The 18318-nt window shown below is 24.6% G+C and carries 14 protein-coding genes and 4 tRNA genes; 6 read left to right on the top strand and 12 right to left on the bottom strand.

What is annotated here, in order from left to right; translation table 11 throughout:
• Positions 1-40: 40 nt before the first annotated feature.
• Positions 41-1597 carry an HD domain-containing protein gene (locus AELL_RS09545; RefSeq protein ID WP_226805978.1) on the bottom strand — a complete coding sequence of 519 codons (1557 nt, stop codon included), beginning with the start codon at positions 1595-1597 and terminating at the stop codon, positions 41-43.
• 223 nt (positions 1598-1820) lie between these two features.
• On the opposite strand from AELL_RS09545, the gene AELL_RS09540 reads away from it, so the two are divergent.
• A complete protein-coding gene (locus AELL_RS09540) occupies positions 1821-1940 on the top strand; it encodes a FeoB-associated Cys-rich membrane protein (protein ID WP_118918648.1) in 120 nt (39 codons plus the stop codon).
• Between the two features lie 6 nt (positions 1941-1946).
• On the opposite strand, the gene AELL_RS09535 is transcribed toward AELL_RS09540, so the two are convergent.
• Positions 1947-3326, bottom strand: a complete 1380-nt coding sequence (locus AELL_RS09535; RefSeq protein WP_118917738.1) for a PhoH family protein — start codon at positions 3324-3326, stop codon at positions 1947-1949.
• A 131-nt stretch (positions 3327-3457) separates the two neighbouring features.
• Between AELL_RS09535 and AELL_RS09530 the strand changes: the two genes are divergently transcribed.
• Positions 3458-5146, top strand: a complete 1689-nt coding sequence (locus AELL_RS09530; RefSeq protein WP_118917737.1) for a bifunctional diguanylate cyclase/phosphodiesterase — start codon at positions 3458-3460, stop codon at positions 5144-5146.
• A gap of 8 nt (positions 5147-5154) precedes the next feature.
• On the opposite strand, the gene AELL_RS09525 is transcribed toward AELL_RS09530, so the two are convergent.
• Positions 5155-5664, bottom strand: coding sequence for an NADPH-dependent FMN reductase (locus tag AELL_RS09525; protein ID WP_118917736.1), 510 nt, complete (start codon positions 5662-5664; stop codon positions 5155-5157).
• Between the two features lie 151 nt (positions 5665-5815).
• Between AELL_RS09525 and AELL_RS09520 the strand changes: the two genes are divergently transcribed.
• A complete protein-coding gene (locus AELL_RS09520) occupies positions 5816-7717 on the top strand; it encodes a sensor histidine kinase (RefSeq protein ID WP_118917735.1) in 1902 nt (633 codons plus the stop codon).
• 75 nt (positions 7718-7792) lie between these two features.
• The gene (locus AELL_RS09515) at positions 7793-8122 is read left to right on the top strand and encodes a hypothetical protein (protein ID WP_118917734.1); all 330 of its coding nucleotides are present in this window, start codon (positions 7793-7795) and stop codon (positions 8120-8122) included.
• Positions 8123-8211: 89 nt separating this feature from the next.
• Here AELL_RS09515 and AELL_RS09510 read toward each other — a convergent pair.
• The 4 genes from AELL_RS09510 to AELL_RS09495 form a co-directional block, all read right to left on the bottom strand.
• A tRNA-Leu gene (locus AELL_RS09510) sits at positions 8212-8298 on the bottom strand.
• Between the two features lie 25 nt (positions 8299-8323).
• Positions 8324-8399: transfer RNA gene (locus tag AELL_RS09505), tRNA-Phe, on the bottom strand.
• Between the two features lie 24 nt (positions 8400-8423).
• Positions 8424-8508 (bottom strand) — tRNA-Tyr (locus tag AELL_RS09500).
• A gap of 25 nt (positions 8509-8533) precedes the next feature.
• A tRNA-Gln gene (locus AELL_RS09495) sits at positions 8534-8608 on the bottom strand.
• 173 nt (positions 8609-8781) lie between these two features.
• Between AELL_RS09495 and AELL_RS09490 the strand changes: the two genes are divergently transcribed.
• Positions 8782-10395: a sensor histidine kinase gene (locus tag AELL_RS09490; protein WP_118917733.1), complete on the top strand. Its 1614-nt coding sequence runs from the start codon at positions 8782-8784 to the stop codon at positions 10393-10395.
• A 2-nt stretch (positions 10396-10397) separates the two neighbouring features.
• The gene (locus AELL_RS09485) at positions 10398-11513 is read left to right on the top strand and encodes a response regulator (protein ID WP_118917732.1); all 1116 of its coding nucleotides are present in this window, start codon (positions 10398-10400) and stop codon (positions 11511-11513) included.
• Here AELL_RS09485 and AELL_RS09480 read toward each other — a convergent pair.
• From AELL_RS09480 to AELL_RS09460, 5 genes are read right to left on the bottom strand one after another with little or no spacing between them, the layout of a single operon-like run.
• Entirely contained in the window at positions 11498-12766 is a 1269-nt protein-coding gene (locus tag AELL_RS09480; protein WP_118917731.1) for a response regulator, read from the bottom strand. The genes AELL_RS09485 and AELL_RS09480 overlap by 16 nt on opposite strands.
• Before the next feature lie 18 nt (positions 12767-12784).
• The gene (locus AELL_RS09475) at positions 12785-13531 is read right to left on the bottom strand and encodes a hypothetical protein (protein WP_118917730.1); all 747 of its coding nucleotides are present in this window, start codon (positions 13529-13531) and stop codon (positions 12785-12787) included.
• 40 nt (positions 13532-13571) lie between these two features.
• The gene (locus AELL_RS09470) at positions 13572-15743 is read right to left on the bottom strand and encodes a hypothetical protein (protein WP_118917729.1); all 2172 of its coding nucleotides are present in this window, start codon (positions 15741-15743) and stop codon (positions 13572-13574) included.
• The gene (locus AELL_RS09465) at positions 15740-16678 is read right to left on the bottom strand and encodes a hypothetical protein (protein ID WP_118917728.1); all 939 of its coding nucleotides are present in this window, start codon (positions 16676-16678) and stop codon (positions 15740-15742) included. Before AELL_RS09465 ends, AELL_RS09470 begins: the two co-directional genes overlap by 4 nt.
• Positions 16675-18291, bottom strand: a complete 1617-nt coding sequence (locus tag AELL_RS09460; protein WP_118917727.1) for a UvrD-helicase domain-containing protein — start codon at positions 18289-18291, stop codon at positions 16675-16677. Before AELL_RS09460 ends, AELL_RS09465 begins: the two co-directional genes overlap by 4 nt.
• Between the last annotated feature and the right edge of the window lie 27 nt (positions 18292-18318).

Here is an 18318-nt window from a genome sequence, read left to right as displayed (position 1 = left end):
TAAAATGATATTTTTAATTTTATCAAAATATCTATTTATTTCATTCCTCAAAAATGTTAAATAATATAGATTTTAAATCAACTTTCATTTCAGGTGATAAAACTTTTTTAGTTGAATATAAATAAAATGGAACAGTATTTCTCATTGAGTGTTTTAATCTTTTTCTCAAAGTTGAAATTTCATCAATATTTATAAGTTCTTCTCCATCAAAAAGATAAAAATCTTTAGCAATTCCAAGTTTAAATGAAACTATTTGATATGCAAAATATAACTCTTCATTTTCATATTTTTTTATAAAATCTTCTAAAGCAACTTGAAGTTTTGTCAATCTATTTGCTGTTATAAATCCAAAACTTTCTCTAAATTTGTATCTTTCTACCGTTGTAAAATCTAAAACTTTATAAAATTCATTTAGATTTTTCCATGGACTTCTAAATCTTCGTTTTCCAAATAAAACCTCTTCAAAACAGTATAAATATTTTGTATCTTCTTTTGTTTGAATCTCTTTATCTTTTATATCAAAATATCTATTTTTAAAGAGTGAAATCAACCAGTTTTCATCAAGCATAGAGATTGTATCAAGCTCTTTTTGTCTATTTTGGTTTTTAAAATTCCAAAGCATTGAAATAGAGTTTGAAAGTTTTTCTTCTTTTTCATCTTCAAAATATTTGCTTGCTAAATATTGAACCACACTTTCAAGTAAAGTATCTGTTTTTGCAATACCATGATTGAAGATAACTTTTTTATAAAGGTTAAATCTCATCTCTAACATATGTTCAATGTCAATCAAACTCATATCATAAAAACTTAGATAAAATTTTTCATCTTTTTCTACAAGAACTGCTTGTTTTGTAATTCTTATATGGTCATTTGGACCAGTTATATAACCACTTGCTAACATATCACGATTTATGTAATCAAGTCTATCTGCATCAACTGTACTATCTATAAATTCATGTAAAACTTTAAAATCAAAACCTTCATAAAACTCTTCTTCAAGAATTAAAAGGGCAAGTCTTTTAATAAGTTTTAGATACTCTTTTTCATAAGATTTTGAGATTAATTCTTCTAATTCATAATCAAATAAAAGTTTTAAAAGATTTTCACCTATTGCTTCATGTAAAACCTCTTTTGAGTTATTTGTTATCTCTTCATAATTTTCTTTAAAAACTACCTCTTTTTCCAGTAAAACTTCTTGATTTTGCTCTTTTAATCTAATTTTGTCATAAACTTTTTTTAGGGCATATTCAACTTGATGTGAAAAAGGAAGATGTCCAACATCATGAAGTAGGGCAACGATTCTTAGGGTTTGTAAAAATATAGTATAAGTTGCTCTTTGTGATTTTGATTTTGTTGGAATTGTAAATTGATATAAAGCTTTGTTGTCAAAATAATCCATATCATCAAAAGTAAGTTTTAGATTCTCTTCGATAATTATTGAAACTATCACATTTTTTAGGTTAGATAAAAAATCAGTTTTTGTTTTTTTATCTGCATTTAAAAGTGCATTTTTAAACATAAAAGAGGCTAAATGCATAGTTCCTAAACTATGAATAAATCTTTTTGTAGTGATTGAGGGATAAGAAAAATATGCCAAAGCATTTTGTGTTATGAACTGTAATCTATTTACTATTTTTGTTTGAAGGATTTTATCTTCAAGTTTTGTATATTCTATATGATTGTAAATAGTATCATTTATTAATCTATTTTGTATGGGATATCCTTTTATTTTTATTATTATATTTTATTGTTTTAAACTTAAAAAAAATGCAAAATTACAATTTGATGATATAATAATCATTATCAAAATAAGGTTTAAAATGGAAGACATTATTATTTACATTATAGTTGGAATTGCAGCAATTTATTTTTTAAACAAATTATTTGGAAAAAATGGTAATTGTGGTTGTGGTGACAAAGGAAATTGTTCTAAAAAATAGAGAAGTTTAGTTCTCTACTTTTTTTTCAAAAATTCTTTCTGTAAATTGAGCAAATTTACCTCGAACTGCTTTTTCTAACTCAATAGCAAACATTTTAAGTTCAGGGTGAGACTCATTTGTCTGTTTTAAAAGAGTTGTTAGTCCATTGTTATATTTATTCAAATATAAGTTATCTATTTGTCTATTTGAACCAATAACAATTGCCATACAACTCTCATCAAGTCTCGAAAGTATTAGTTGAGTTGTTTTTTCACTACTATTTTGCCACTCATCCATAATAACAATAGCTCCACTTAAAGTTCGTCCTCTTGCTTCTCCTGGCCAAAGTGTTTCAATACAATATCTTGATTTTAGTTCATCAATTTTTGAATCAATAGATTCTTGATTTTCTCTATTTTCACTCTTTTTTAGATGTTTTTTTGCAATAAACTCTAAAGTATCTTGTAATGCCATATTATAAATTCTAAATTTTTCATCATTTCCTGATAGATATCCAACATCAGCGCCTTTATCTAATGATTCTATTGAGTTTCTAACATATACGATTTTATCATATAGTCCTAAATCAATTAACCTCATAGAACTAACTACTGACATCAAAGTTTTCCCACTTCCTGCTTTTGCATCAATTACAAGTAAATCGTATAGATTTGTTAAAATCGCTTTTGTAAAAAGTTTTTGTTTTATATTCACAGGTTTTACATTTAAAGCTTTAAAATCATTCTCTTTTAGAATATCAATTTTGCCATTTGTAATAATCGCATATTCGATGTTCCCATCTGTACTTTCAAAACAATAAGCAAAATTTTCCATCTCATAATCTTTGTCAATAGAAGTGATATCTTTATTCTCTAAACTATTAAATAAAGAAGAATCTAGTTCTATTGATTTTACAAAGTTAAAATTTGGAACCATTGATTTATCATCATGCAGAGTTTCTGTTTTTATTCCTTTAAATAGTGCAAAAGTTCTAGCATAAACATCAAGTGATAAAAAAATAGTTTTATATCCTCTATAATACTCTTGGGCAATAGAAGCTACTTCAATAATTCTTTTATCATTTGATTCAGAGATATGAATTTGTTCTATTTGAGTATCATAAACATCTTTTGCAATGATGTCAATATTTATTTCTTCATTAAAAAGTTTCACAACTTTAAAACCTAATTTATAATCAACCTCTTTTATTTTCATCTTAGCTAATAATCTTGCAAACTCTCTTGAGTAATACCCTAATTCATTTGGCAGTTTCTTTTTATCCTCTAATTCAAGAAGTACTGTTTCAGGTATTACAATGTGGTTAGTTTTATTATCGGAAATTTTGTAGAGATTTTGAAGATTTTGTAAGATGATATTTGTGTCTAGGACATATACTTTTTCTTTCATAATAAAATTGTAACATAAAACAATGACAATAAAGTTACAGTATAAGAATAGTTTTTAAGCAGAAATTTAACTGTAATAAATAATTAAAAACATAGTACAATAATAAAAAATAAATTTATTTAAGGACTCTTTTGAATTTTGTAACTGAAGATTATCTATTATTGTTAGCATTTGTAATCATTCTTTATTTGTTATCTATTGTAAAAAATATGAGAAAATTAAAGAGGGAAAATCATATATTAAATCAGTATAAACAGGCTGTTGAAGAGAGTAATATTGTTTCAAAAGCAGATTTAAAAGGTAATATCACTTATGTAAATGATAAATTTTGTGAGGTAACTTTATATTCAAGAGAAGAGATTCTTGGCAAACCCCATAATCTTTTAAAAGGCGAAAGTTCAAAAGAAGTTTTTAAAGATTTATGGAAAACAATAAGTAGCAAAAAAACTTGGCAAGGAGTTTTAAGAAATAGAAGAAAAGATGGTGAGTATTATTATGTAAATATCACTATTATGCCTATTTTAGATGAAGATAATGAAATAATTGAATATATAGCAATAAGACATGAAATAACAGATTTAATACATAAATCAGTTGAATTAGAGAAAAGTTTGAGAGAAGATTTTTTAACAAAAGAGGGAAATCGATTCAAATTATTAGAAGATATAAAAAAATCAAGAAAACCTGCTTTAGCTTTATTGGATATAAGTAGATTTGGTGAAATAAATGATTTTTATGGTTATGATGTTGGAGATGAGGTTTTAAAAATTATTTCAAAAGTATTTAGAAAGTTTATGGGAAATAAATACTCTTTATATAGAATCTATTCAGATGAATTTGCGATTTTAGCAGATAATGAAGAAAGAGAACATTTTACAAGATTTGTTAAATTTTTAGTAGATTCGATTTCTTCATCTCCTTTAACAATAAAAGGAAAAGAGATATATGTACAAATGAATTATAGTATCTCTTTTGAAGATAAAAATAGTTTAAAGAAAACTGCAAATATAATTAAAAGATATGCCAAAGTAAATAAAGATATTCATATTTATGATAAGAATTTAGAGATTGAAAAGATTTATGAAAAAAATATTATGTGGACTACAAAATTAAAAAAAGCATTTGAAAATGACAAAATAGTTCCATATTATCAACCAATTCTAAATATTCAAACAAATAAAATAGAAAAATATGAAGCTTTAGTAAGATTAGTAGATGAAGATGGTATTGCTATTTCTCCTTACTATTTTTTAGATATTGCAAAAAAATCAAAACAGTATTTAAAACTTACAAAAAGAGTTATTAAAAAATCATTTGAGTATTTTAAAGATAAAGATTATGAACTTTCATTAAATTTAACATTTGAAGATATAAAAAATAAAACAATATCTACTTATATTTTGGATATGTTAGTTGAATATAATATTGCCTCTAAAATTGTATTTGAAATTGTTGAATCAGAAGGAATAGAAGATTTCTCTTTAGTTAATGTTTTTATTGACAAAGTTAGAAAACTTGGTTGTAAAATTGCAATTGATGATTTTGGTTCAGGGTATTCAAACTTTGAATATTTAATTAGATTAAATGCTGATTATATAAAAATTGATGGTTCATTGATAAAAGATATTTTAATTAATAAGAATAATCAAGAAATAGTTATAACAATTGTAGATTTTGCAAAAAGACAAGGTTTTAAAACAATAGCAGAATTTGTATCAAGTAAAGAAATCTTTGAAAAAGTAAAAGAGTTGGGTATAGATTATGCTCAAGGTTATTATATAAATGAACCTAAGCTTTTAATAAAAGAAGAAAAGGCTTAAGAAAAATCTTAAGCCATTGCTAATTTTTTTAATGAGTTAATCATTGCGATTGCACTCTCTTCATTTAAAGGTTTTTCATAAGTAGTTAAAATTTCTCTAGCTATTATAGTTGAACCTAAATGTTGAAACATAATTCTCATAGCTTGAAGACCTTTTGCTCCACCTCCACCACTGTGAGTTGCAAGTCCTACAAATTTTTCATTGAAAGCATCTCTCCAATTTTTTGTAGCTCGTGAAGTCCATGCCATAGCATTGTTTAATACAGGAGGCATAACTCCGTTATATTCTGGTGCAACAATAATAAAAGCTTTTAACGCTAGAATTTTTGTTGCTAAATCAAGTGCTGATTCAGGAATTCCATTCTCTTCCTCTTCAACTGTGCTATATAATGGTAATCTTAAATCAACTAAATTTATTAAATCAACTTCACAATTTTGGCTTAATGCTAATTCTTTAAGTTTTAAACCTAATTTTTGATTGTTATTAGAACTAGCTACTAATATTCCTATTTTTGTCATAATAATCCTTATAAAATTTTTTAAAAAAAAGATTATATCAAAGGATTACTTTTATCCTAAATATAATAATCAAAGTAATTTAAAATCGCCAATTAAAATAAAAATTGTTATAATGCTCGCTTATATGATTCTATGAAAAAGTAATTAAAATATGGAAACTTCAAAAGAAAAACAATTTTTAAAAATAATAAAATTTATGCCTTCAATTTTTGTTATATTTTTTTCTATTTTTGTAATCTTATTTTTATATTTTGAAAATAAAAATACTTTTAATGAAGAGAAAAAAGATATTGAAGAAAAATATATTTTAGAAAATAAAGAAAATATAAAAGAAGAGGTTTCAAGAGTATATTCTTTTATAAAACAACTTCAAAAAAGTACAGAACAAGAACTTAAAAATAGTGTTAAAAATAGAGTTTATGAAGCTCATGGAATCGCAACTGGAATATATGAAAAATATAAAGATACAAAAACAAATGAAGAGATATTTGAGTTAATAAAAATTGCATTAGGTTCTTTATCATTTAATGATGGAAGAGGGTATATTTTTATGGATGATGTTTATGGAAATAAACTTTTACATCCAATAGATACAAGTATTGAAGGAAAAAATTTTATAGATTATACAGATGCAAGAGGTTATAAACTTTTTCAATCAATTGTAAATGTAATAAAAGAAAAAACTGAAAGATTTGATGAATATTATTGGTACAAACCAAATACAAATGGACAAGTAGCAAGAAAGATATCATTTTATAAATATTTTGAGCCTTTAAATATGGCTATTGGAACAGGTGAATATTTTGAAGATTTTGAAAAAATGATTCAGAAAAAAGCCTTAGAATATATAAATATGATTAAATTTGGTAACTCAGGTTATATATTTGTATTAAATTATGATGGTTTGTATTTAAGTCACATAAAAAAAGATTATATAGGTAAAAATTATATTGAAAACAAAGGTATTGAAAATAGCGAAAATGTAATACCTGAAATGATAGAAATAGCAAAAAAAGGTAATGGTTTTTATTCATATATACAAAATGAAAAACCTACAAATAATCTTCCAACTAAAAAAATTAGTTATATTCAAGGTTTAAACGATTGGAATTGGTTAATTGGAACAGGATTTTATGAAGATGATATAAATTCAAAAATTCTTGAGACAAAAAGAAAACTAGATGAAAAATATGATAATTATATAAAAAATATATTGATTATTGGTTCTATTTTAATTGTTATATTATTGCTAATATCAAGATATGTCTCTTTATTTTTAGAAAATAAATTTAGACAATATAAAAAAGAGTTAGATAAAAAACAGTTGATTTTACACCAACAATCAAAAATGGCAGCTATGGGAGAGATGATAGGAAATATTGCCCATCAATGGAGACAGCCATTATCAACCATTACAACAGCTTCAAGTGGAATGGTTTTACAAAAAGAGATGGGAATTTTAACTGATGAATTTTTCTTTGAAGCTTCAAAAAAGATAAATACATCAGCACAATATCTATCACAAACAATAGATGATTTTAGAAACTTCTTTAGTCCAAATAGACAAAAAACAAAGTTCTTCCTAAGAAATACTTTCTCAACAACTTTAGATTTAATTTCTGCACAATTTAATGCAAAAGAGATACATATAATTAAAAATATTGAAGATATTGAATTATTTAGTTATGAAAATGAACTAATTCAGGCATTGATTAATATTTTGAATAATTCAAGAGATGAATTATTGAAAAAAGAGAATGATAGATATATTTTTATTGATGTTTATAAAAATAATATAGATGAGGTAAATATTATAATAAAAGATAATGCAGGTGGAATTAAAGAAGAGGTTATTAATAAAATTTTTGAACCATATTTTACAACAAAACATCAATCTCAAGGTACAGGAATTGGTCTTTATATGACTGAAGAGATAGTAACTAAACATCTAAATGGAATAATCAGTGTTAAAAATAAAGAGTTTATTTTTAATGATAAAAAATATTTTGGTGCACAATTTAGAATAAAATTAAAGTTGTCAGAAGAAGAGTGATTTTTTGTTAACTTGTCAAAATTAAAATAGGTGGTACACTTTTTGTATATTAAAAAATAAACACAAAGGAATCACATGGTTTGCAAATTTCAAGAGATAAACGATTTTTTCAAAAAGTATTCACAACTTTTAGAAGGTACTGAAGAAACAGAGTTAAAAGAACTATTAGAAATATTTCCACATGCCTGTAAATTTGTAAAAACACTTGATGAAGATATTGTGAATTGTGATGATTTAGAATTAGTATCACAAAAGAGTTTAGAGTTACTAGACAACGCTTATGAGCATGAATATACAAAAGATGATATTTTAAAGTTTGCAGCTGTGACATGTAAAATATTTGATATTGTTGGCGCTCCAAAATATCATGTTCCATTTATTTTAGTTATGTTATCAAAACTTTGAAGTTGATTAGAATACTATTGGTACAATCTTAGAACAGTTTGTGATTTTTAAATTTAAGATAGTATATATTTGGGATTAAAAACACAAAGTGGTGCGAATGGTGAGAATCGAACTCACACTCCGAAACCGGAACGGGATTTTAAGTCCCGCGCGTCTACCTATTCCGCCACACTCGCACATGTGTATATAAAAATTCAAAAGTGGTGGTTCGAGACAGAATCGAACTGTCGACACAAGGATTTTCAATCCTTTGCTCTACCGACTGAGCTATCGAACCCTTGTTGCTTTTGAATAAAAAAAGTGGTGGTGAGAGAAGGATTCGAACCTTCGAAGCCGTAGGCGGCGGATTTACAGTCCGCAGGATTTGACCACTCTCCAACCTCACCATCAATAATAAAACTTAAACTAATTTGGATGGGGTAGAAGGATTCGAACCTTCGAATGACGGTACCAAAAACCGTTGCCTTACCGCTTGGCGATACCCCAATAATTTAAGTGGACGGAATTATATACTTTAAATAATTAAAGTTAGCTAAAATATTCATAGGGAATAAAAAAATTTAAAAAAAGTTATAAATAAAAATATCTTTACTAAAAAGAACTTTTTATGGTATTATTTTTTCTGATTGAAGATTTTTTTAATCATTAAAGGTGAAAATATGTTTATGGAACATTTGGCATTGACATACAAATGTCATAGCTCAATTGGTAATAGTTTAGATTTGAATTCTATGATAAAAGAGATCATTACTACATTTGTTGAAGAAACAAATGCTATAAATGGTTTTTTTTATCTTATTGATGAAAATAATGATATATATAGATATATGTCTTACAATAATTCTTTGGAGTTTAATAACGAGTTACTAAAGGAGTATATACAAGATTTAAAATATGTAAAGATATTTGATTTTGAGCAAAATAAACTATTGGTTTTGCCTTTAGATAAAGGAATATTTTACATTATTTATGAAAATAGTGATGTGAATTTTGAATATATAACTTCTATGTTTCAAGATTTAATTGTGAAATTAAATATAAGTATTGATGCTTGTTTAAATGTTCAAAGAATGAAAAATAAAAATAAAATATTGAAACATTTAACAAATGAATTAAAAGAACAACAAAAAAAATTAATAGAATCTGATAAATATAAAAGCGATTTTTTAGCAAATATGTCTCATGAATTAAAGACACCATTAAATTCTATTATTGTAATTTCATCAATTATGGCAAAAAATAAAAATAAAAAACTCGATGATGAGCAAGTTAAAAATATGAAAATCATCAATAATTGTGGAAATGATTTATTAGTTTTGATAAATGATATTTTGGATATTTCTAAAATTGAAGCAGGTGAAATAGCTATAAATTTAACAAAAATAAATATGAATCAATTGATTGATGATTTAATTACTCAAATGCAACCACTTGCAATTGAAAAGAATTTATTATTAATTTCAAATTGTTTGTTAAATGAGATTTATTTATTAACTGATTCAAATAGAATAAAACAGATTTTAAAAAATCTAATAAGTAATGCAATTAAGTTTACACAAGAGGGAAAAATAGAGGTAATTTTAGAAGAAAATGCCAATGATTTGACAATAAAAGTTATAGATGAAGGAATAGGTATTCCAAAAGAAAAATTAAATCATATTTTTGAAAGATTTAAACAAGCTGATGGAAGTACAACTAGAAAATATGGAGGAACTGGTTTAGGACTTGCTATTTCAAAAGAGTTAGCACTTTTATTGGGAGCTGATATAAAAGCTTTTAGTGAAGTTGAAAAAGGAAGCACTTTTGAACTTATTTTGCCTAAAAAAACAAATATCAAAAATATTTCAGATGATAAAGTTACCATATTTTCAAAAAATGAGAATGAAGTTATTGATGATATAGTCTTTTTTGATATGGATGAAAATGTTTTGGAAGAGACAAAATTAAAACAAGAAGAGAGAATTTTAATAATAAATAGTGACCATAGCTCTTTTTTTCCAATTGCTGTTTCGTTGAAAAAACAAGGTGTTATTATTGATTATGTTAATTCTTTTGAAGAGTCTTTATCTTTTTTAGAAAAAGATTATAAACTTATTTTAATTTATGAAGAAAATTTATCATCAAATTTAGATGAGATTTTAGAGTATTTGATAAATAAAAATCTAAACTATTTAGTAATTACAACAAAAGAAAATGATAATGAAAACTTTTTGAAAAAAGAGTTTATTAAAACAGAATTATTGAATAAAATTTTAACTTATTTGGGGAAATAGAAATGGAAAAATTTAGTATTTTAATTGTAGATGATGTTCCTGAAAATATATATTCTTTAAAGATGATGATAGAAGATAGTTTTGATGTAGAAATTTATTCAGCCCTCAATGCTCAAGAGGGAATTGAAATTTTAATGAAAGAAGATGTGGATTTAATTTTAACTGATGTACAAATGCCAGAAATAGATGGTTTTGAATTTGTTGATTATATTAAAAATATAGAAAGAACTAAAGATATTCCAGTTATTTTCATAACAGGAATTTATGATAAAGATGAATATAAAACAAAAGGTTATAATTTAGGAGCAGTTGAATATATCACAAAACCTATACATGATGTTTTATTAAATTCTAAATTAAAAGTTTATATTGATATTTTTGAAAGAAGAAAACAAGATGAATTACAAATTGCTGAAAAAGAAAAGGTTTTAATTCATCAATCAAAAATGGCAACAATGGGTGAAATGATAGGTGTAATTGCCCATCAATTAAAACAACCTTTAAATATTTTGTCTTTATATTGTAATGATGTAAAAACTTCATATGAATATAATGAAATTGATGAAAAATTTATTGAAGATTTTTCAAAAAATACAAAAGAACAGATACAATTTTTGAGTGAAACTATTGATGGTTTTAGAAACTTTTTTAATCCTGAAAAAAACAAAAGAGAGTTTTTTATCAAAAATGCAATAAATACTTCTATTAAATTACTTGGAAATCAATTTGAAGTAAATAAAATTGATTTAACTCTTGAGGTTGATGATGAGAAAGTTTATGGAAGTGAAACAGAATTAGAACAGGTTATTTTAAATATTATAAATAATTCAATTGATGCCTTTAATGAAAGAGCAATAGAAAATAGAAAGATTAATATTTCTGTATTATCTAAACAAGCATATACAATATTAATTATGGAAGATAATGCAGGTGGAGTAAATATAGAGACTTTAGAAAAACTTTTTGATCCTTATTACACAACAAAAGCAAATGGAACAGGAACAGGTTTATATATGGTAAAACTTGTGATTAAAAATAGTTTTGGTGGAGATTTAAAAATAGGTAATAGTAAAGATGGATTAAGATATATCATAGCTCTTCCTCAAAAGAGGCTATGATGATTGTTCTCTGTTAATTCTTTTACTTTTTCTTCTAAAGATTTGATTACATCTTTTAAGTCTTCTATTCTTTTGTTTTTTTGTTCATTCATCTCTGTAAGTAAAGCTAACTCTTTTTTTGTTGCTAAAATCTCTTCTTGTGAAGATTTAACTTTTTCTACTAAAGTTGCTTTTTCTTGTTTTAATAAAGCGACATTTTTTGCATACTCTTCAGCTTCTTTACTTTTTGTAGTCATATGTCCATAATATTTTTCATCAACATTATGCATTTGTAACTCATAGTGGTCAAGTTGTCTTTGTCGACTTAGGGTTTTTGCTTTTTGTTCTTCTAACTCTTCTTGTAATCTTGGAACATATGATTCTAATTGATTTAGTCTATCTGTTAATTCTTGAAATTGTTTTTTATAAAAATACTCTTTTTTATTAAACTCTTGAAGTGCTTTTATAACTTTCTTTTGAAACTCTCTTTTTTCAATATTCTCTTTTGTTGTTGAAAATCCAATAGTTATATATTCAGTTTTTGAATCTGAATCTAAACTAAAAATAGTATTTTTTAGATAAAAAGCTTCACCATCTTTTGCAAGAAATTTTGTATTTCCTGTCCAAGAATCACCTTTTTTTAGACTTTCCCAAGTTTTTTCAATATACTCTTTTGGGATATCAGGATGAATTAATCCAGAAAATCCAATCTCTTTTAACTCTTCGATTGTATATTTTGAAGTTTCTAATAAACTTTTATTGGCAAAAGAGATATTTCCATCTCCATCCATTTTATAAATTAAAGCTACATTATCAACAGCTTCAAGATATTTTTTTAGTTTATATTGTTTTTCATCTAATTGAGATTGAATATATTGTTTTTCGCAGGCATCAGATATCTTTTTTATAAGAAGAGTTGTATCAATAGGTTTTATGATATAACTACTAACGTTTAAATCAATTGCTTTGATGATATTTTCAGTTTCACTTCTTGCAGTTGTAAAAATTAGAGGAACATTTAAGTCTATCTCTCTAATTCTTTCAATCATTTCCAAACCATTCATAATTGGCATATTTATATCTGATATTATCAAATCAATTTTTTCATCTGAGTCATATGATTCTTTGAATTTTTTTAAACCTTCTTCTCCATTTATTGCAAGAATTACAGTTTTAAATAATTTACTTAAAAGTTTTGCAAGTTTTTCTCTAGCTAACTCTTCATCTTCAACAAAAAGTACAGTTTGGTTTTTTAAAAATTCTGAATCAATCATAAAAATCCCTCTTAAATTCTATTCGTAAGGTGTTGGTTTTGGTGGAAATTCTTCAAATGCTTTTTTTATTGCACTTGAAATAGAGTTTCTATATTTATAATTTTGTAAAGGATTAGAAAACTGTAGATACTCAATAGCACCTTGTTCTGTTTTCTCTTTTTTATAAACATAAGCTACTTTTTTCCCAAGTTTTAAAGCATTTTCATAGATTACTTTTGCATAATCATTTATATATGGGAACTCTTTTTCTTTGATTTTATCTCCCCAACAGAAGAATACAAATTTACCTGATGGAATAAAATTAGCTGCATCAACATACATAATATCTCTATCAAATTCTGTGTTTTGAGCTGAGTTGTATTTTTCTAAATCTTCATTAAATTTAGTTAATAAAGAAGGAACATCAATATGAGACTCTATTAGATTAAATAGATTTTTTATCTCTACAATTTTTCCTTTGCAGTGCTCTCTCATAGCTTGTTTGAAAACTGTGATATAAGTTTCAGCTTTTAATTCAATCATTTTATCAAAGTCATCAAACTCTTGCTCTAATAAGTATTTATTTGAATCAAATCCAAGAGGAGTTACAACTGGATTATATAAAAATACAGTTCCTATAATATTTTTTTTTCTATCTTTAGCTGTTTTAATTTTATCTCTTAAATCTTTAGGTGTTATCTCTTCACCTTCTTCATTAAAGTACATATAACTTTGTGTTAAAAAAATCTCTTCATATTTTGTTTCAATTACTCCGAAATATTGCATCAAACTCCCTTTATTATTTCTATTAAAATATTATCCAACATTAATAAATAGCTGGCTTAGGTTTTTTTATATCTTGTTTTTGATAAATTCTTAGATTTGCACATTCACGAATTAATTCATTGTAATAATTTGTGTCACTAAATTCATCTTTTAATTTATCAAAATATTTTCCGTAATTATTTTTGATATATTCATTATAAACTTTTTCATTTCCATAGTACCAAAATCTTTCCAAATCATATCTATAAAAATCTTTATTGTAGTAATCAGCAGTTTTAGAAGCGTAGTTTATATCATATGAAGCTAGTTCTGATTTTGCTAACATATAAGTAATTTTTGCTTTAAACTCTTTTTCTTTTGCTTCTTCAAGTGCAGTTGTAAAGTGTTTGATAGATAAATCAATTTTCTCTTTTTGTAAATCATAATCACTAAAAGAGAAAACACTTCTATAAACTGTTGTTAAAATATTTGAGTTTCCAAAATAACTAAGATTGTATAAGGCATTTGCATAAAGGTAGTTATCCATTACACTTTTTGGATTTTTTTCTAACTCATTTTGAATTACAATAACTTTTTCAAGGAACTCTTTGATACTCATAGTATCTTGTTTTCCACTTCTGTTATTTCCTCTAATTAAACCGTTAAATGGATTGAATTGCACTTTTTCATTTAAAATTGAAGCGTTTAACTCAAGAGCTTCTTTAAATTTTAGGTTATTTATTAGAAGTTTAGTTTTTGTATTTAATAGATTTTTACTTAATACAAATTTATCATTTTCTTTATTTAATAGTTTTTGTTCACTATATTTAGAAGCAAAATGTTCTTTGATTTTTGAATCTTTTGGATTTTCCATAAATATTCTAAATTTTTCTAATAAAGCTAAATCAAAAACTGCATCATCTAAATAGTTGATATGATTTGCTAAAAATGCGTTAAATTTATCATTTTGTTTTAAATATAGTTTTTCTAAAACAACAAAAGTATAGTCATGAATTGAAGTAGAATTTGTCTCATTTTTTGTTAATTTTGACATTTTTTCATAGATGTCATTTTCTGTTTTTATATCTACAGAGTTTAGTTTTTCAAGATATAAAATATATGCTAAAGTTTGAACTTCATGTGAATTTGGATAAGTTTTTAGTAGTTCATTTGTGATTTTTGTACTTTCATCAAAGTTTTTTTCATAAAGGTTAAAATATGCAAGACTTAGATTTACTAAATACATATCATCTTTTTTTATTGTATTTAAAAATTCGATATATTTTTTATAAGGGAAATTTCTTTCATATTCACTATGTTGGTTAAAAAAGTGTTGAGTATTTAAAAGTTCTCTATAAAGTGTAAAATCAAACCATTTTGAGTTTTTATCTAAAGTGTAAATATTTTGTAATTCTTCGATTACATTACTATTTTCATTTAAAGCTCTTAGCGCATAAAATTTTGTTTTTTCTTCATTTGATTTTGCTAAATTTAATAACTCATTCCATTGTTCATTTGTTTTTATATGGAAAAAATTATAGTAACTTAAATGTGAGTTGATTTTATCTTCACTAAAAAGTTTTGAAAATTCATAAACTCCTTCTACAACTTTTCCACTTTTTACTAAAGCTCCTGCATAAAGTCCTAAAATCCAATCTTTTACAATAGTTTTATCATTTGAATCTAATAAATATTTATATTTTTCATAGATTTTTAATGGTTCTTGTTTTTTATAGTGAGCTAATCTTAGTGCCAAATAAAAATATCTAAGTTTTAACCATGAAGAGTTTACTGTATCTATTTTATTTAAAGCTTCATCTAAAAGTTTTTTATAATCAACCAAAGCTCTTTTTTCTACATCACTCATATAGTAGTTGTAAGTTACGTGTTTTTCTTGTCTTTTTACAAGATTTATATAATCTAAAATATCTTTATCTTTTAGATTTTGAAGATTTTCTCTTTTATAAACAAAATCTTCTATCTCTTCTAAAGAATAAACATCTTTTAGCTCTTTTTTCCACTCTTTTAGATTTTCTTCTTTATTTTTTTCTTCATAAGCCCAAACAATCGTATTGTAAACATTTGCAGAGTTTACCTCTTCTGAAACATTTGAAAAGGGCATATTTCTATTTTCTAAAAAGATAAACTCTTTTTGATTATAATCCCACCCATCAGCACAAGCAAGAAGTGAAACTTTTATAAAAAGTGCTAAAATTAGAATTCTAAAAATCATATTTTTCCTTTTATTAAATTCTCTAAATCAAATTTATTTTTATATTTTAGTGTATAAAAAATTATTTCATCAAATCTATTTTTTGTTAAATTCATAAAATCTTCTAAAGCTATTTTTAAATCCTCTTTTTTTACATCTTCAAATCTAAAAACATCATCTTTGTAAATATATCTTCCTTTGAAATATGTACTATTTAAGACCTTATATAAATTTGGTGAAATCTCTATAAAGTTTGCGTCAAAATCATTTTTTTCAACTCCTTCAAAAATACTCAAAGCTTTATTTTCACGAAATTGAATAGCTTGTGAATAAAGAGGAAGTGCAAGTTTTAATTTTAATTTATAATTTTCAAAATTATAGTGATATTTTTTTGCAATGTCATTATCTAAAATAGAATTTTTTGTATTTATATCAGTTATATTTGACATATTGTAGTACATCAAAACTCCATAATCTACGTTTGGAACACCTGTTTTTGTGTAGTATTTTATTTGATGAAGTCTAATTGTTGCACTTAGAGTTTTATTTAGTTTTGTTTTTAAATCTTCAAGCAATTTAAAATAGTTTGATTGAGTTGAATTTGACCAATCACAATCTATTTGAAGTTCCTTAAACTCATAATTTTTTAAACCTTGAATAATTGCATTTGAAATTAAAGAAAAATCTACATTTTGCATTGTTTCATTTGTGATATAAACAACAGGTATAAAATCTTTTGGTTTTTCTTGTAAATTTGATTTTATAATTTCAAGTTTTGTAGAATAAGCGATATCTAGAACTTTTATATAGAGTTTTTCAGTTATCTCTTTTTGATTAAAACTATTTTCCCAAGAGTAAAAAGAGATAGTTAAATCTTGTGACTTTTCATTTTTTATAATAAAAAGAATTGATACAATCAGAAAAATAAAACTTAGTAAAATTAGAACTTTTTTCATATTTTTTTAACCCTATTTTTTTTCAGCCATTCTTCTTGTAACTCTTTACTTTTTTTATTATCTGCACGTTTACTTATAAATCGTGATTTTACAAAAGAGCTTGTTTCTTCATTTTCATTGTAGGTATAACTTAGGTTTAAATCTGCAAGTTGAATTACATTTTTGGCTCTTGTAGCTGCAACATAATAGATATTTAACTCTTCATTTATTCTTTGATATGAGAGTTTGTTTTTTGTGTTTGTTATCTCTTTTTTTGAGATAAAATCATCAGCCATCAAAACTTGTTCATACTCTAAACCTTTTGATTTATGAGTTGTTGTAAAAATAATATCAGCATCTTTTTTGTCACTAACAAGAAACTCTTTTATTTTTTTATTTATCTCAAAAATATTATCTCCATAAGTGTTTATAAATTTGATGATATTTAGATAATCTTGATTTTTTGTATCTTTTGCAAAAGTTTCAAGTTCATTTATAGTTTCAAAATCTTTGATTTCATCTATTGTGATTTTGTCATTCTTTTTCTGTTTTAAATAAAAAATCGAATAAACAGTTTGATTCATAAAAGAGTATGAATTGTATCCACCTTCAAAATAGATTTTCTTTTTATCGTGAATAAAATAAATCAATTGCTGAATCAGTCCAAAAGTACTTCTTGCTATCACGCAAAAAGGTTTAGAAAAATCTATAAACTCACGTCCTATTTTTGTGTTTTTTTCTATTCCTCTAATTCTTAAAATTTTACTACCATTTATCTCATACAAACTATTTAGAGTTGATTGTAAAGTTTTTGCATAATTATCCCCAAATCTAAAACTTTGTGTTAAATCATAAGAGGGCAAATCAATTTTATTTAAGGCATTTGTGGCAAATCTAAAACTATAAATTTGTTGAAATGAATCTCCCACGTAAATTCTTCTACAATTTAGATTTTCAACAATTCCAATCATCACATCACTTATATCTTGGGCTTCATCAACCAAAATCAAATCATAAGGAAGATTTGTTGATACTTTTTTATTTAGATAAAACATTTTTAGATAAAAATCGTGAGTAGCCTCTATAATTTTATTTTTCATGGCACCTAAAATTGTTTTTAGATGTTCTATTACTCTTTTTTCATTTTTATTTAGAAGTTCTAGGATTTTTGCTCCTAAATCTGATTGTTTTTTATAAGATTCAAGAAGTTTAGAATCAAGGGCGATTAAAGAGGAGTTACAATAAAAATTTACTAAATCTTTTATCAAAGCAATATATTCCAAAGTTGGATAATAGGCTTTTTGATGTTCTCTTAATTCATGGCTTGTGATAATTTTTTCAATAACATAATTTTTTAAATCAGCTGTCAAATTATAGTTATATGCTTCAATTTTATTATAAGCTAAAGAGTGAATAGTGCTTATATGCAAATATGGAAGTTTATAATCTTTTAATTTTTCTTGTAAAGATATTTGTAAAGATTTATTGTATGCAAGATATAAAATCTTTAGATGAGAGTTTTTTTTTGCATATTCAAGAAGTGTAGTTGTTTTTCCACTTCCTGCAACAGCATTGATTTTAAAAGAGAGTTCAGAACTATTGATTATCTCTTCTTGTTCTTTTGTTAATTTCATTTTGGAATTTTAGCAAGCTATGCTAAA

This window comes from Arcobacter ellisii (genome assembly GCF_003544915.1).
GTDB classification, from domain to species: domain Bacteria; phylum Campylobacterota; class Campylobacteria; order Campylobacterales; family Arcobacteraceae; genus Aliarcobacter; species Aliarcobacter ellisii.
The sequence above is the reverse complement of the archived record's forward strand: the minus strand, read 5'-3'. Positions and strand labels throughout refer to the sequence as shown.